The 13,680-nt window shown below is 63.2% G+C and carries 16 protein-coding genes; 2 read left to right on the plus strand and 14 right to left on the minus strand.

Annotation, left to right across the window (positions count from 1 at the left end; all coding sequences use genetic code 11):
• Positions 1 to 89: 89 nt before the first annotated feature.
• Complete coding sequence (locus tag IU367_RS14050) at positions 90 to 1,745, minus strand: methyl-accepting chemotaxis protein (RefSeq protein WP_043557180.1); 1,656 nt, start codon at positions 1,743 to 1,745, stop codon at positions 90 to 92.
• 399 nt (positions 1,746 to 2,144) lie between these two features.
• Complete coding sequence (gene folE, locus IU367_RS14055; protein WP_042872363.1) at positions 2,145 to 2,801, minus strand: GTP cyclohydrolase I FolE; 657 nt, start codon at positions 2,799 to 2,801, stop codon at positions 2,145 to 2,147.
• A 306-nt stretch (positions 2,802 to 3,107) separates the two neighbouring features.
• On the opposite strand from folE, the gene moeA reads away from it, so the two are divergent.
• Positions 3,108 to 4,334: a molybdopterin molybdotransferase MoeA gene (gene moeA / locus IU367_RS14060; RefSeq protein WP_274452217.1), complete on the plus strand. Its 1,227-nt coding sequence runs from the start codon at positions 3,108 to 3,110 to the stop codon at positions 4,332 to 4,334.
• Positions 4,331 to 5,086 carry a molybdopterin-synthase adenylyltransferase MoeB gene (moeB, locus tag IU367_RS14065; RefSeq protein ID WP_274452218.1) on the plus strand — a complete coding sequence of 252 codons (756 nt, stop codon included), beginning with the start codon at positions 4,331 to 4,333 and terminating at the stop codon, positions 5,084 to 5,086. The genes moeA and moeB overlap by 4 nt, the downstream gene beginning before the upstream one ends.
• A 66-nt stretch (positions 5,087 to 5,152) precedes the next feature.
• Here moeB and IU367_RS14070 read toward each other — a convergent pair whose 3' ends face one another.
• From IU367_RS14070 to napG, 12 genes are all read right to left on the minus strand, one after another.
• Complete coding sequence (locus IU367_RS14070) at positions 5,153 to 5,932, minus strand: alpha/beta fold hydrolase (RefSeq protein WP_274452219.1); 780 nt, start codon at positions 5,930 to 5,932, stop codon at positions 5,153 to 5,155.
• A 129-nt stretch (positions 5,933 to 6,061) separates the two neighbouring features.
• Positions 6,062 to 7,162 (minus strand): molybdenum ABC transporter ATP-binding protein, encoded by a 1,101-nt coding sequence (gene modC / locus IU367_RS14075; RefSeq protein ID WP_274452220.1) that lies wholly within the window; start codon positions 7,160 to 7,162, stop codon positions 6,062 to 6,064.
• Positions 7,159 to 7,839 (minus strand): molybdate ABC transporter permease subunit, encoded by a 681-nt coding sequence (gene modB, locus IU367_RS14080; RefSeq protein WP_043138440.1) that lies wholly within the window; start codon positions 7,837 to 7,839, stop codon positions 7,159 to 7,161. The genes modC and modB overlap by 4 nt, the downstream gene beginning before the upstream one ends.
• A gap of 220 nt (positions 7,840 to 8,059) precedes the next feature.
• Positions 8,060 to 8,788 (minus strand): molybdate ABC transporter substrate-binding protein, encoded by a 729-nt coding sequence (gene modA / locus IU367_RS14085; RefSeq protein WP_274452221.1) that lies wholly within the window; start codon positions 8,786 to 8,788, stop codon positions 8,060 to 8,062.
• A gap of 88 nt (positions 8,789 to 8,876) precedes the next feature.
• Complete coding sequence (gene moaE / locus IU367_RS14090; RefSeq protein ID WP_274452222.1) at positions 8,877 to 9,356, minus strand: molybdopterin synthase catalytic subunit MoaE; 480 nt, start codon at positions 9,354 to 9,356, stop codon at positions 8,877 to 8,879.
• Between the two features lie 101 nt (positions 9,357 to 9,457).
• A complete protein-coding gene (moaD, locus tag IU367_RS14095; protein WP_274452223.1) occupies positions 9,458 to 9,703 on the minus strand; it encodes a molybdopterin synthase sulfur carrier subunit in 246 nt (81 codons plus the stop codon).
• Positions 9,700 to 10,194 carry a cyclic pyranopterin monophosphate synthase MoaC gene (gene moaC, locus IU367_RS14100; RefSeq protein WP_274452225.1) on the minus strand — a complete coding sequence of 165 codons (495 nt, stop codon included), beginning with the start codon at positions 10,192 to 10,194 and terminating at the stop codon, positions 9,700 to 9,702. The genes moaD and moaC overlap by 4 nt, the downstream gene beginning before the upstream one ends.
• A 49-nt stretch (positions 10,195 to 10,243) precedes the next feature.
• A complete protein-coding gene (gene moaB, locus IU367_RS14105) occupies positions 10,244 to 10,750 on the minus strand; it encodes a molybdenum cofactor biosynthesis protein B (RefSeq protein WP_043138457.1) in 507 nt (168 codons plus the stop codon).
• A gap of 263 nt (positions 10,751 to 11,013) precedes the next feature.
• Positions 11,014 to 11,604, minus strand: coding sequence for a cytochrome c3 family protein (locus IU367_RS14110; RefSeq protein WP_043138459.1), 591 nt, complete (start codon positions 11,602 to 11,604; stop codon positions 11,014 to 11,016).
• A gap of 11 nt (positions 11,605 to 11,615) precedes the next feature.
• A complete protein-coding gene (locus IU367_RS14115) occupies positions 11,616 to 12,074 on the minus strand; it encodes a nitrate reductase cytochrome c-type subunit (RefSeq protein WP_043138461.1) in 459 nt (152 codons plus the stop codon).
• On the minus strand, positions 12,074 to 12,949 hold the full coding sequence (gene napH, locus IU367_RS14120) for a quinol dehydrogenase ferredoxin subunit NapH (RefSeq protein WP_274452226.1): 876 nt from the start codon (positions 12,947 to 12,949) through the stop codon (positions 12,074 to 12,076). The genes IU367_RS14115 and napH overlap by 1 nt, the downstream gene beginning before the upstream one ends.
• A complete protein-coding gene (gene napG, locus IU367_RS14125; RefSeq protein WP_274452227.1) occupies positions 12,946 to 13,680 on the minus strand; it encodes a ferredoxin-type protein NapG in 735 nt (244 codons plus the stop codon). Before napG ends, napH begins: the two co-directional genes overlap by 4 nt.

Genomic DNA, 13,680 nt, shown 5'->3' on the forward strand with positions numbered 1-13,680 from the left:
CCTCCACGCTCAAGATCGTCGGAAACAACAAGGCCCCGCCAATGGACGGGGCCTTGTTGTTAGTAGCCATACAACTCGCTGGCCTGCCCCTAAAGGGTGAAGCGCTGGGTCATATGGTGCAGCGAGGTCGCCAGCTTGCTCAGCTCGACGCAGGCCTGGGCGGTCTGCTGCGCCCCCTGGGCGTTCTCGTCGGCGGCATTGTGGATGTTGACTATGCTGCGGTTGAGCTCCTCGGTCACCGCATTCTGCTCCTCGGTCGCGGTGGCGATCAGAGTGTTCATGTCGGTGATCTGGGTGACGGCCCCATTGATGGTATCTATGCTGCTGCCCGCATCCCGCGCCAGCCCGACGCTCTCCTGCATCTGCTGACGGCTCAGCTGCATGGCGCTGCCCGCCTCGGCGGCGCGGCTCTGCAGCAGCTCTATCATCTTGCTGATCTCGGCGGTCGAGTCCTGAGTCCGCTGGGCCAGGGAGCGCACCTCGTCCGCCACCACGGCGAAACCGCGTCCCTGTTCGCCGGCACGGGCGGCCTCGATGGCGGCGTTGAGCGCCAGCAGATTGGTCTGACCGGCGATGTCGCGGATCACATCCAGCACCATGCTGATGTTGGCGCTGTCGGTCTCCAGCTGCTGCACCACGGCGCCCGCCTGTTCAATCTTGACCGACACATCTTCGATGCTGCTGATGGCGCTGCGCACCACCTGGTTGCCCTGGGACGAGGTGCGGGAGGCATCCTTGGCGGCACTCATGGCATCCGTGGTATTGCGGGCCACTTCGTTGACCGTGGACTGCATCTCGTTCATGGCGGTGGCCACCTGGGAGACCTCGCTCTGCTGGCGAGCCATGCCGGTGGCGGACTGTTCTGAGATGGCACTCACCTCCTCCACGGCGCTGCTGAGCTGGCTCACAGAGCCAGCAATTTCGCTCACCAGATTGGCCAGCGCGTTTTGCATCCGGTTGAGGGCCGAGCCCAGCTGACCCAGCTCGTCGCGGTTGAAGCGATTGTCCTGGATCCACTCCTGCAACTCCCCCTTGCCCAGATCGCCGTTGGCGATGCGCTGAGCCTGACGGGCCAACATGATGAGGGGATCGCGGATCTGACGGGTCAGCACCACTGAGAGGCAAACCACCAGCACCAGACCCACCAGCAGAGAAATGGTGACGCTCAACTTGGCGGAGTCATAGGCGGCCACCACCACCTTGCGCGACGCTTTGGCATAGCCATGGTTGATGCGAATGAGGTCACTGACCGACTTGGTCAGGTTGAGGTAGAGCGGGATCCCCTCGCTCATGAAGACCTGCTGGGCTGCGGCCAGCTGGTCGCTCTCCTGCAGCTGTTTCACCCGCTGGTGCAGGGCCGAATAACGGGCCCAATCCGCCTTGACGGTATCGAAGGTGCGGCGCTCCTCCACATCCTCCGCCCAGATGGTGGCATCGTGTGCGACCAGCTGCTGGGCAACCTGTTCAAACTTGCGGGCCGTCTCGGTACGATACTCCGCCTTTTTCTGCGGATCCGAGGCGATCAGGAAGAACCCCAGCTCATAGCGGCGCAGCTCGCTGATGCTCTCGCCGATGGCATTGGTGCGGTTGACTGCAGGCAAAATGCTGTCGGTGAAACCGATGGCGGCCCGGTTCATGTTGCTGAACTCGAGCAGCGAGAAACCGCCGATAAAGGCCACCATCAGGCCGAGCACGGCAAAGCCGGCGGTGAGCTTCTTGCCTATGGTCATGGTACTGGTATTCATGGCATGTCCTGGATATGAGTGAACAGATAGCGCCCGTCTGATCCGCGCCTGTCGGCACGGATCACTGTGACTGCCCTCCATGGCGGCTCATCCAGCCTTGATGAATATGTATCCTTACATGAACGAGGCGAGAACCTTTGCAAGGTGCCGCACGCCTGCCTGACCAGCCCTTTCGGGTCAGCAGGAGAGCATCCCACTGGGCGGGACGACCACAGGCACAGGGCACCTCAGCTGGCTCAACATGGGCACAAAAGAGAGCCAAAGTGATCCATGACGAGGTATATCGACCGGGCCGACCGATCCCTTAAGGAAATTTGCGGAGGAAACAGCAGAGATGGCCGACTGGCCGCATGAACAGAAGAGGGAGGCATGCAGCTAGGCGGCATGCCTCCTGGCAGATCAGCCTTTCAGGCCGCCCAGAAACTCGGCACGGGTGTCGGGCTGGGTCTTGAACACGCCACCGAGAGAGGTGGTGGTGGTATAGGAGGTGGAGTCCATCACGCCGCGCGCCTTCACGCAGAAGTGGGTCGCCTTGATGCTGATGGCCACATCCTTGGTGCCGAGCAGGGTCTGCAACGCCAGCAGGATCTGCTGGGTAAGCCGCTCCTGCACCTGGGGACGACGGGCGAAGAACTGCACTATGCGGTTGATTTTTGACAGCCCGATCACCTTGCCACGGGGGATATAGGCCACGTGGGCCAGCCCGTCGATAGTGACGAAGTGGTGTTCACAGGTGCTGGTGAGACTGATGTCCCGCACCATGATCATCTCGTCCACCTTCATCTTGTTCTCGATCACTGTCACCTTGGGGAAGGTGCTGTAATCGAGGCCGGAGAAGATCTCGTTCACGTACATCTTGGCGATGCGGTGCGGCGTCTCCGCCAGGCTGTCATCGGTCAGATCCAGCCCCAGCGTCTCCATGATGGCGCGCATGTGGCCTTCGATCTTCTCCCTTTTCTGCTGACCATCCAGTGCATTGGCCACCAGAGGTGTCTCGAGGCCCTCGGCCTCGAGGGCTGCCCTGACCAACAGGGCTTCCTGGCTTAAGCTCGTCATCTTGTTCCTCTCCCACGCTCAGGGACTGTGATGGCCGCCTTGTCTGTGACGGCACTTTGTTGTGGCGCAATAGTAAACGGCGATTATTGCCATAATTCAAGCTAACTCAAGTCCGTCTCCTGACTTTATGCCAATCCGTCGACTTTTACCCCTTGATGGCCCCCCCATACGGGGAGGATTGCAACAAACAATCCCTCTTCCGCCCCCCCTGTGCCAGACAGCCCGGTGCCAGCTCCTGATAAGCCTGCCCATCCACCCTGATTTTTGGGATAATCCGCCCTCAACCACACCAAAGAGGTAATGACGATGGGATTTGATACCAGCGGACTACTCCCCCTGAGCTATGCCCTGCAAGGGATGCTGGACCAACTCGCCTGCTGCTGCGATACCGAGCAAGTGCCCCTGCCCCAGGCCCTCGGCCGGGTGCTCGCGGCAGATATCGCCTCCCCCTTGTCAGTGCCTCCGTTCGACAACGCCGCCATGGACGGTTACGCCGTGCGGCTGGCCGATCTCGCTGCCGGCACTCCGCTCATCATGGCGGGCAAGGCCTTCGCCGGTCAGCCCTATCAGGGGGAGTGGCCCGCCGGCCACTGCGTGCGGATCATGACGGGCGCGCCCGTGCCAGAGGGGACGGATGCGGTAGTGATGCAGGAGGAAACCCAGGCCGACGGTGACAAGATCACTTTTCTGGTGCCACCCGCCCCGGGCCAGAATATCCGCCGCCGCGGTGAAGATATCCGCGAGGGAGCCAGCGTGCTCTGCGCCGGTACCCGGCTCACCCCCCGCGAGCTGCCGCTGCTGGCCTCCCTCGGCATAGCCACCGTCAGCGTGCGCCGCCCGCTGCGAGTCGCCATCTTCAGCACAGGCGACGAACTCAAGCCGGTCGGCACCCCGCTCGCCCACGGCGACATCTATGACTCCAACCGTTACGGGGTCAAGGCCATGCTGGCGCGCATGGGCTGTGAGTGCCTCGACCTTGGCATCATACCGGACGACCCCGCGCAGCTGCGCGCCGCCTTCCTGCAGGCCGAACGCGAGGCCGATGCCCTGATCACCACGGGGGGCGTCTCGGTCGGTGAGGCAGACTTCACCAAGCAGTTGCTCGAGGAACTCGGCGAGATCGGCTTCTGGAAGCTGGCCATCAAGCCGGGCAAGCCATTCGCCTTCGGCCGTCTGCCCAACGCCTGGTTCTTCGGTCTGCCGGGCAACCCGGTTTCCGCCATGGTCACCTTCGATCAGCTGGTGCAACCTGCGCTGGCCAAGATGGCCGGGCAGCAGTTCGAGCGTCCGCTGCAACTGCAGGCCATCGCCAGTGAGCCTCTGAAAAAAGCGCCGGGTCGGCTCGACTTCCAGCGCGGCATCCTGAGCCAGGGGCCAGACGGCCTCGAGGTGCGCAGCACAGGCTCCCAGGATTCCGCCGTGTTCAGCTCACTGTCGCGGGCCAACTGCTACATAGTGCTTGAACGTGAGCGGGGCAAGGTGGCGGCGGGTGAAGCCGTCACCGTCGAACCGTTCGGGGGCTTGCTGCTGTGAGCGACATTCTCTCGGACGCCGAGCTCTTGCGCTACAACCGCCAGATCATCCTCAAATCCTTCGACTTCGAGGGGCAGGAGGCGCTCAAGCAGGCCAGCGTGCTGGTGATAGGTGCAGGGGGCCTGGGCTGCGCCGCCAGCCAGTATCTGGCGGTGGCCGGGGTCGGCCAGCTCACCCTGGTGGATTTTGACAAGGTGGAGCTATCCAATCTGCAACGCCAGGTACTGCACACAGATGAGCGCATCGGCCACTACAAGGTGGACTCCGCCGCCCAGTCCCTGCGCGCGCTCAACCCCTGGCTCAAGGTGGAGACTCACGCCTCTGTTGCCGACGAGGCGCTGCTCGATGCCCTGCTACCCAGCCATCAGCTGGTGCTCGACTGTACCGACAACCTGACCATCCGCAATCTGCTCAACCAATACGCGCGCAAACACAGGGTGCCGCTGGTCAGCGGCGCCGCCATCCGGCTGGAGGGGCAGCTGTGCAGCTTCACCTGGCAGGAGGGTGAGCCCTGCTACGCCTGCCTCAGCGCCCTGTTTGGCGAGCAGGCACTTACCTGCGTCGAGGCGGGGGTACTCGCCCCCGTGGTCGGGCTGGTGGGCAGCCTGCAGGCGCTGGAGGCGATAAAATTACTGGCGGGCACGGGGCGCAGCTACAGCGGCCGCCTCTTGATGATCGATGGCCTCACCGGCACCTTCCGCGAGATGAAGCTGCCCAAACGCCCCGACTGCCCGGTTTGCTCCCATCCTTGAACCCGAGCGATACCCACAAAAAAGCCGACCCCACGGGGTCGGCTTTTTCGTATCCCGGACCCGCGTTCAGTGGGTGGAGAGGATCCGCTGCAGCAGGTGGTTGAACCCAGAGGGATCTTCTGCCGGCCAGGCGTGGTGGCCATTGGGGGTGTGGATGGTGGCGTTGGGCAGGGAGGCAAACTGCTCCACCCGCTTGGCAAGCGGCAGATAGTCGTGGCTGGTGGAGATGATGGCCACCGGCTGCCAGATGGCGCCGAGCCGGGCGCGCACCGACCAGCCGGGCAAGGCGTCGAGCAGCGCCCGATAGGTCTTCTTTTTGTTGCTACGCACGAAGCGCAGCCGGAAGGTGTGGCGCACCTGGGCGAGATCCGGGCCGGGGAAGAGCTCGCGCCCCAGCCACCAGGCGAGCGGCCGCATGCCGAACCAGCGCAGCCACTTGAGGCGCTGGGCGTAGCGCTCCTGCTCCTTCGGGGTCTCCAGCAGAAACTCGCTAACACCGTTGACCAGCACCAGACCTCGTACCTTGTGAGGAAGTTGCAAGGCCAGCTCCAGTGCCACCATGGCCCCCAGAGAGAGACCCACCACCCATGCGGGCTCAGGTTGTTCGTCGAGCCAGCGCACCACGTCGGCAGCCAGGGTGGCCACGTCGAACGGCCCCTCCTGCATGCTCTGACCATGGCCGCGCAGATCGAGGGCCACCACCCGATAGTGTTCGGAGAAGCGCTCTATCTGCGCCTGCCAGTCGAGGCTGGAGGAGCCCAACCCGTGCAGCAGCAACAGCAAGGGGCCCTCCCCCGCACTGCGCAGGGCAAGACCGTTGGATTTCATCACCTGATTGCGACGCATCAGCTCATTGCCTCTCGACTCATCGCCTGAACCATGCCTTGTTTACCCCGATAGTCATCCGCCAGCTTGCTGGCATCCCCCAGCACCCACCAGGGATGCCGTTCCACAATGTACCAGAACGACGCCGACTCAGCCTTCGCTGACCAGACTGACCGCCTTGATATAGGCGTATATCTGCTGCTCCGGCGCCAGCGCCAGCCGGGTGGCGGAACGGCTGGTGATCCGGGCCAGCAGTATCTGCTCCCCCAGCGCCAACTGCAACAGGGTCTGGCCGGGGCGCACCTCGCGCACCGCCAGCAAGCGAGTGACGAGGCAGTTGGAGAGGCTGGAGTGCTCTATGGGGGCGGTGGCGATCACCACGTCCCGCCCCGCCACCTTGATCTGCAAGGGGCCGCGCTCGTCCGGCACATGATTCATGGTGACCCGCAGGCGCTGCTCGCCGAGCTGCAGGGTCGCCATCTGCTCGTCGTCATCGTAGTGGGCCAGGGTGGCATCCAGCATAACACCGGCATCGTCGCGACTGGCGAGCGAGAGATCGGTGCGAGCGAAGATCTCGCTCGGCCGCCCCTGCGCCTCCACCCGGCCGCCCTCCAGCAACACCAGCTGATCGCAGAGCAGGCTCACCTCTTCCATGGCGTGGCTGACGAAGATCATGGGGATGCCACTCTCCTGCTGCAACCCCTTGAGCACGTGGGCCTGATGAATGCGGCTACGCCTGTCCAGCGCAGAAAAAGGCTCATCCAGCAGCAGCAGATCGGGCTCAGCCAACAGGGCCCGCCCCAGTGCCACCCGCTGGCGCTGGCCGCCGGAGAGGCCATGAGCCGGCTGCGCCAGCAACTCGGCAAAGCCGAGTCGCGCCGCCAGCGCCTCTGGCTGCCAGCGCCCTCGCCCCTTGCGGGCCGCCAGCTGCAGATTGCCCAGCACGCTCAGATGGGGGAAGAGCCGCGAATCCTGAAACACCAGTCCGATGCGACGCGCTTCGGGCAGCAGATCGGCCAGTTCACGTCCTCGCCACCACAGGCGATCGCCGCTCTGGCGATCCAGCCCGGCCATGATGCGCAGCAGTGTGCTCTTGCCGCAGCCGGAGGGGCCGAACAGGCCGAGAATACCCCCCGGCTCGAGGGCCAGTTCGCAGTCGAGGGTAAAGGCGCCAAACTCGCGCCTGGCATTAAGTTGCAGGGACTGGCGGTGCAGGGCGTGACCCTGAGACATATTGGCTGGCGGGTTCATCCGAACAGCCTCCGTTGCCGGCGCTGCAATACGCCATAGACCAGCACCAGCATCACCAACGAGAAGCCCATCAGGCCGCCAGCCAGAATATGGGCGTTTTGGTAATCCATCGCCTCCACATGATCAAACAGGGCGATGGAGAGCACCTGGGTCTCCCCCGGGATGTTGCCGCCGATCATCAGCACAACGCCAAACTCCCCCAGGGTGTGGGCAAAGCCAAGGGCCGCCGCCATCACGAAGCTGGGCAGCGTCATCGGCAAAATGATGTGAAAGAAGCGCTCCAGCGGCCCGAGCCCCAGGGTGGCGGCAGCTTCCAGCTCCTTGTTGCCCATGTTGACGAAAGCAGAGGTGAGCGGCTGCACCACGAAGGGGAGCGAGTAGAGGATGGAGGCCAGCAGCAGACCGAGAAAGCTGAAGGCAAGCGGTGCGCCAAAGGTGTCACGCCACCAGGCACCTAGGCCGTATGAGGGTGAGAAGGCGAGCAGCAGATAGAAACCGAGTACCGTGGGGGGCAGCACCAGAGGCAGGGCCACCAGCGCCTCCACCAAGGGCCGCAGCTTGTTCTGGCTGCGGGACAGCCACCAAGCCAGCGGCGGCGACAGCAGCAATAGGATGCCGGTAGTGCTGGCCGCCAGCTTCAGGGTGAGCCAGATGGCCTGCAGATCCCCTTCACTCATCGAACTCACTCCCAACGCCAGGTTCAGCACCAGACACTGCGAATGAGCAGATCCCCCGATAGACCTGACCCTGAGTCAGGCAGGTCATCGCCAGCAGATCCCTTTTATTCATCGCCAAGCTCCCGGTTGGGATCAGCCAACGACATGGTGTGCATCCTCATGGCAAAGCGTGGTCGACCCCAAGGCCGACCACTCCTGGTTGCGCATCAGGCTCATGTCCTTATTGGGGCAGGGCATAGCCCGCGGCCTTGATCTGCGCCTGACCCGGTCCCTTGAGCCAGGCGACCAGCGCCTCGACGGCGGCGCCCTTCTTCAGCACCAGCCCCTGCTGTTCGATGGCCGGATACAGCTTGTTCGGCACAGCCCAGGCTTCGCCTGTCTTGCCCGCCTCCACCAGGTTGGCCCAGGCGACGAAGCCCAGCTCGGCGTTGCCGGTATCGACGAACTGCCAGGTCTGGCCTATGTTGGCGCCGGTCAGCAGACGGTACTGTTTGGGATCGATCTTGAGGCTCTCCAGGGTCGCCATGGCGGCAGCGCCATAGGGAGCGGTACGGGCATTGGCGATGGCGAGGTTGCCTTTCCAGCTGCGCAGGCTCGCCTCGTCGGGGGCTGGGCCGCCCTTCTTCCACAAGCCCAGCTGGCCGATGGCATAGGTGAAACGATCGCTGCCCTTGCCCTCCTTCTCCAGCTTCTCGGGGGTGGCCACATCGGCGGAGAGGAAGAGATCGAACGGCGCGCCGTGACTGATCTGGGTGTAGAGCACGCCGGTGGCGGCAGAGCTGATGATGACGCTGTGGCCGGTCTTGGCGGTGAACTCCTTGCCGATGCGCTCTATGGTGCCCTTGAAGTTGGCGGCCACGGCCACCTTCACCTCGTCGGCTTGTACGGCAATGGGGTTCAGCGCCGCGGCACAGACGCCTGCAATGACAACAGATAACAACGGTTTCATTCCCTTCCTCCTGATGTGGGTCTGGTCTCACCAGGCCCGAAAACAGGGGCAAGGTTCCCGTTGAACCTGAGCCCCTACGATGAACAGGTCAAATCTTCCAGCGGGCGGCGGCAGCGCTGTCGCTCTCCTTGGCCTCGACCCAGCGTTGAATCCCCTCGGCGGTCAGCTCTTTTTTCCAGAACGGTGCCCGGGTTTTCAGAAAATCCATGATGAAGTGACAGGCATCAAACGCGGCATCGCGGTGGGCACTGCTCACCGCCACCAGCACTATCTGATCGCCGAGCAGCAACTCGCCGATGCGGTGAATGAGGGTGCACTCCTGCAGCGGCCAGCGGCGGCGGGCCTCCTGCACTATGTCGGCCAGCGCCTTCTCGGTCATGCCGGGATAGTGCTCGAGGGCCAGCCCCTTCACCTCCTCCCCCTGATTGAAGTCGCGCACCTTGCCCACGAAGGTGACGATGGCGCCACTGTCGGCGCGGGTGGCGAGACGGGCATACTCATCGGCTAGTGAGAAGTCTTCCCGCTGCACCAGGATGCGATCTATGGGCGTCGTAGTTGCTTGAGACATGGCTCAGCCTCCGGTCGTGACTGGAAGGAGAGGGAAGAAGGCGGCCTCATCCCAGTCCCACAGCTCAGTGGTGCGATCCACGGTCGTTATCTCGCTCATCCTCAGCCTCCGGTCACGGGGGGGAAGAAGGCCACTTCATCGCCATCATTGATGGGGGTATCGAGGGGTACCAGTGTCTGGTTGACCGCGACCAGCAATTTGCCCGCCTCCAGCGCCAGTGCCCACTTGTCACCACGCTCACACAGGGCCTCCCGCAACTGCTCGGCGGTGGCGCAGTCGCAGGGCAGGCTCAGTTCGTCACAGGCCACCAGCTCTCTTACTTGCGCAAAAAACAGTACCTTGATCATGCCTGCTCCCCTGCATTCGCGCCCAACTGAAAGTGGCCGGACTTGCCGCCCTTTTTCTCCACCAGTCGCACCTGTTCGATCACCATGTCCTTTTGCACCGCCTTGCACATGTCGTAGATGGTCAGCGCCGCCACCGAGGCTGCGGTCAGCGCCTCCATCTCCACCCCTGTCTTGCCGGAGAGTTTGCAGAGGGTGCGAATATGGACCCTATTGTGCGCCGGCAGAGGTTCAATCTCCACCTCCACCCGGGTAAGGGCCAGGGGGTGGCAAAGGGGGATGAGATCCGCCGTTTTCTTGGCCGCCATGATGCCGGCGATGCGGGCGGTGGCGAACACGTCCCCCTTGTGGTGCTGACCGCTCAGGATCAGCGCCAGGGTTTCAGGTGCCATGGCGACGAAAGCCTCGGCGCGGGCCTCACGTTCGGTGACCTGCTTGTCGGTCACGTCCACCATGTGGGCTTCGCCGCTTTGGTTGAGATGGGTCAGGTTCATCAGGTTCCCCTTGAAGGCTGAAAGAGTGCTGGGATCCATGGCTCGTGACTCAGAGATGGGTCACGAAGTTGCAGGGCTGGGTACGGGCATCGAGCTGATCCCGGATGAGCTGCTCCCAGCCCAGCTGGCAGGCGCCGGGAGAACCGGGCAGACAGCAGACCAGGGTGCGGTTAGCGAGCCCGGCCAGGGCACGGCTCTGCATGGCCGAACCTTCGATCTCGGCAAACGAGAGCTGACGGAACAACTCGCCAAAGCCCTTGACGGTGCGGTCAAACAAGACGCCGACCGCCTCCGGCACCCAGTTCTGGTCGGTGAAACCCGTGCCGCCATTGATCAGCACCACCTGGATGCCCTCATCGGCGATCCACTGGCTGACCCGGGAGCGAACTTGATAGAGGTTGTCGGCGAGCAGGGCCCGATCGGCCAGCTGGTGACCGGCGTCGGTCACGGCCGAGACCAGATAGTCGCCCGAGCTGTCATTGGCGCTGGTACGACTGTCGGAGACCGTCAACACGGCGATCTTGAGGGGAATGAATGCGGTCATGTTCTGTCCCATGGGCAGCTCCTGATAACAAAGGACCGTGAGAAAAGAGAAGAAGAGAGTAGCCAGGATCCTGGTGTGCAGCGTTTGATCCGGGAGGTGATCCATACCTGCGCAGGCATGACCCTTACCACATGGTCACTCGCTGCGACTCACGGCGGCCCGATTCTACCAAAACTCGTGCCAGAGGGGGGATTTAAAGGGCACGCAAATGCCGTTTTGGCGCGGTTGGCTGCAATATGAACAGGCCGGGCAAGCCCGGCCTGGATCTGGCTACCTTAGAAGCCCTTCACCCCTGTCATGTCAGGCAGTTGGTGAGCTATGCCCTTGTGACAGTCAATGCAGGTGCTCTCGCCACTGGCCAGACTGGTGGAGTGCATCTGGGCCCCCCGCTTGCCTTGCAGGGAGAAGTCCATGTACTCGAAGTTGTGGCAGTTGCGACACTCCCTCGAATCCGTGTCCTTCATGCGCTTCCACTCCCGCTCGGCCATCTCGCGGCGGTGGCTCTCGAACTTCTCGCGGGTATCCACCTTGCCGGTCAGCATGCCCCACAGCTCCTTGGACGCCTGCACCTTGCGAATGATCTTGTAGGTCCATTCGTGGGGCACGTGGCAATCCGGGCAGCTGGCGCGCACGCCGGAACGGTTGGCGTAGTGGATGGTGTCGCGATACTCCACGAACACGTTGTCCTTCATCTCGTGACAACCGGTACAAAACTTCTCGGTGTTGGAGGCTTCCATGGCGGTGTTGAAACCGCCCCAGAAGATGACCCCGCCAAAGAAGCCCATCATCAGCAACACCCAGAGGGCGGCCTTGGAGGGAGACTTGAAGGTGGTCCACAGTCGTTGCACAAAACCAGGTAATTTCATCTATGGGTTCCTCAGTTCAGCGCTTCAACCGGTTTAAACGTATTTTCCACCAGCGGCTTGGCATCCGTTTGCGGCACGTGGCACTGCAGGCAGAAGTAGCGACGCGGCGAGACCTCACCCAAGGTCATGCCGTCACGGGTCTCGAAGTGAGTCGGGCTGATCTTGGGGGCCTTCATCTTGCTGGCATTCTTGAAGCTGTGACAGGCCAGGCACTTGTTGACCTTGTTGTCCACTTCATAGTTGCGGGTGTCGTGGGGGATCAGCGGTGGCTGATGCATGTACTGGCGATCGTAGAGGTCGCCATCCTTGCGAAAGTTCTTCATGGGGGCGGCTTCGGCCTCGGTCCCGAGATCCGTGGTGCCCCGTTCAGACTTGATGCCACCGGTCTCCGTCGTGATTTCGGGATTCTGTGCTGCCATCAAGGACCCCGCCACCAGGCAGGCCAGCATTGCTCCAATCAGCTTTTTCATTATCTGTTCTCCGACGTTTTATCAGCCTTGACGGCAAAACCTACAGTGATTTCAAAAACTTGCTCCGCGCAGACATCAATGCAACGGCCGCAGTTGGTACACTCTTGAGCCACAATCAAGGGCCCGTGACCACGCTTGGCACCGTGAACGGGGCCGCGCAGAATGGGACGCTCGGGGCAGACCGCATAACAATCCATGCAGTTGCTGCACCGCTCACGCCCCCTGGCAGAAATCTTGATGAACCCGACCCGGTTGACCAGGGCATAGAAGGCTCCCACAGGGCAGAGATGACCACACCAGCCCCGCTCCACCACAAAGAGGTCGAACAGGAAGAGCACCGCCAGCAAGGCCCACCCAGCCCCCATGCCAAACAGCAGACCGCGCAGGGCGAGCGAGACCGGATTGACCAGCTCCCACACCAGCACACCCGCGATGGCCGGGGCCACCAGCACCATGGCCAGCAGCCAGTAGCGCGTATTGCGGTTGAACTGACCGTTGCCCTTGAGGCCAAGCCGGGCCCTGACCCAGGCGGCGGCATCCGTGATGAGGTTGACCGGACAGACCCAGGAGCAGAACACCCGCCCCCCGACCAGCCAGTACCCCAGCAGCACCAGGGCCGCCCCCAGCCAGAGGGTGGTGATGGGCCAATGGCCCGCCGCCACCGACTGCAGCAGGGTGAGGGGATCCGTGAGCGGGACCGTCTCCAGCAAGAGTGAGCTGGAGAGGTTGCCCTTGAGGATCCAGACGCCCGCCAGCGGCCCCAGCAGAAACAGCCCCAGCACGCAGCACTGGGTCAGTCGCCGCAGCAGCAGGAAGCGATGTGACCGCCACCAGCCGAGCCGCGCACGAGCCTCCGCCCCCGGATAACGACTCATAGCCCCTCCGGTTTGCGGGTAGGCAGGCTGAGCCGATCACCGATGAGCGACTTGCCCGCCTTGCGCTTCTCTTCCCAGCCGAGCCGGTAGTGATGGCCCAGCTCCCCCTTGGCGAGCTGACGGGGTACCACCTTGATGGCAGACTCCTCCAGCACACAGGCGTGCTCGCACTTGCCGCAGCCGGTGCAGATGTCGCTGTGCACTGTGGGCAGAAACATGGCGTGCTTGCCGGTGCGCTGATTGTGCTGCAGCTCCAGAGTGATCGCCTTGTCAATCAAGGGGCAGACCCGGTAGCAGACATCGCAGCGCAGCCCCAGGTAGTTGAGGCAGGTCTCGTGATCGATGAGCACTGCCACCCCCATGCGCGCCTGATCGATATCGGTCATTCCTTGATCCAGCGCCCCGCTCGGGCAGGCCACCACGCAGGGGATGTCGTCACACATCTCGCACGGCACGGCCCGCGCATCAAAATAGGGGGTGCCGGTGGTCACGGGTTCAAACAGCCGGGCAAGCTTGAGAGTGTCGTAGGGGCAGGCCTCGACGCAGAGCCCGCAGCGCACGCAGGCGCTGAGGAACTCTGCCTCGTCGAGGGCGGCTGGCGGGCGCAGCGCCTGGGCAGGCACGGCTTGCACCTGCTGGTGCGCCATGCCGCCGAGCCCCACACCAAGCAGGCCCACACCGCAGGCCCCCTTGGCCATGTCGGCCAGAAACTGGCGCCGACTACGACTCAT

Origin of the sequence: Aeromonas bestiarum (assembly GCF_028751155.1) — a bacterium.
Classification (GTDB): domain Bacteria; phylum Pseudomonadota; class Gammaproteobacteria; order Enterobacterales; family Aeromonadaceae; genus Aeromonas; species Aeromonas bestiarum.

Excerpts from the sequence above, each read along its gene's own strand:
- IU367_RS14050 (WP_043557180.1), bottom strand. The coding sequence starts at position 1,745 with ATGAATACCAGTACCATGACCATAGGCAAGAAGCTCACCGCCGGCTTT.
- folE (WP_042872363.1), bottom strand. The coding sequence starts at position 2,801 with ATGACGAGCTTAAGCCAGGAAGCCCTGTTGGTCAGGGCAGCCCTCGAG.
- moeA (WP_274452217.1), top strand. The coding sequence starts at position 3,108 with ATGGGATTTGATACCAGCGGACTACTCCCCCTGAGCTATGCCCTGCAA.
- IU367_RS14070 (WP_274452219.1), bottom strand. The coding sequence starts at position 5,932 with ATGCGTCGCAATCAGGTGATGAAATCCAACGGTCTTGCCCTGCGCAGT.
- modC (WP_274452220.1), bottom strand. The coding sequence starts at position 7,162 with ATGAACCCGCCAGCCAATATGTCTCAGGGTCACGCCCTGCACCGCCAG.
- modB (WP_043138440.1), bottom strand. The coding sequence starts at position 7,839 with ATGAGTGAAGGGGATCTGCAGGCCATCTGGCTCACCCTGAAGCTGGCG.
- modA (WP_274452221.1), bottom strand. The coding sequence starts at position 8,788 with ATGAAACCGTTGTTATCTGTTGTCATTGCAGGCGTCTGTGCCGCGGCG.
- moaE (WP_274452222.1), bottom strand. The coding sequence starts at position 9,356 with ATGTCTCAAGCAACTACGACGCCCATAGATCGCATCCTGGTGCAGCGG.
- moaD (WP_274452223.1), bottom strand. The coding sequence starts at position 9,703 with ATGATCAAGGTACTGTTTTTTGCGCAAGTAAGAGAGCTGGTGGCCTGT.
- moaC (WP_274452225.1), bottom strand. The coding sequence starts at position 10,194 with ATGAACCTGACCCATCTCAACCAAAGCGGCGAAGCCCACATGGTGGAC.
- moaB (WP_043138457.1), bottom strand. The coding sequence starts at position 10,750 with ATGGGACAGAACATGACCGCATTCATTCCCCTCAAGATCGCCGTGTTG.
- IU367_RS14110 (WP_043138459.1), bottom strand. The coding sequence starts at position 11,604 with ATGAAATTACCTGGTTTTGTGCAACGACTGTGGACCACCTTCAAGTCT.
- IU367_RS14115 (WP_043138461.1), bottom strand. The coding sequence starts at position 12,074 with ATGAAAAAGCTGATTGGAGCAATGCTGGCCTGCCTGGTGGCGGGGTCC.
- napH (WP_274452226.1), bottom strand. The coding sequence starts at position 12,949 with ATGAGTCGTTATCCGGGGGCGGAGGCTCGTGCGCGGCTCGGCTGGTGG.
- napG (WP_274452227.1), bottom strand. The coding sequence starts at position 13,680 with ATGAGTCGTAGTCGGCGCCAGTTTCTGGCCGACATGGCCAAGGGGGCC.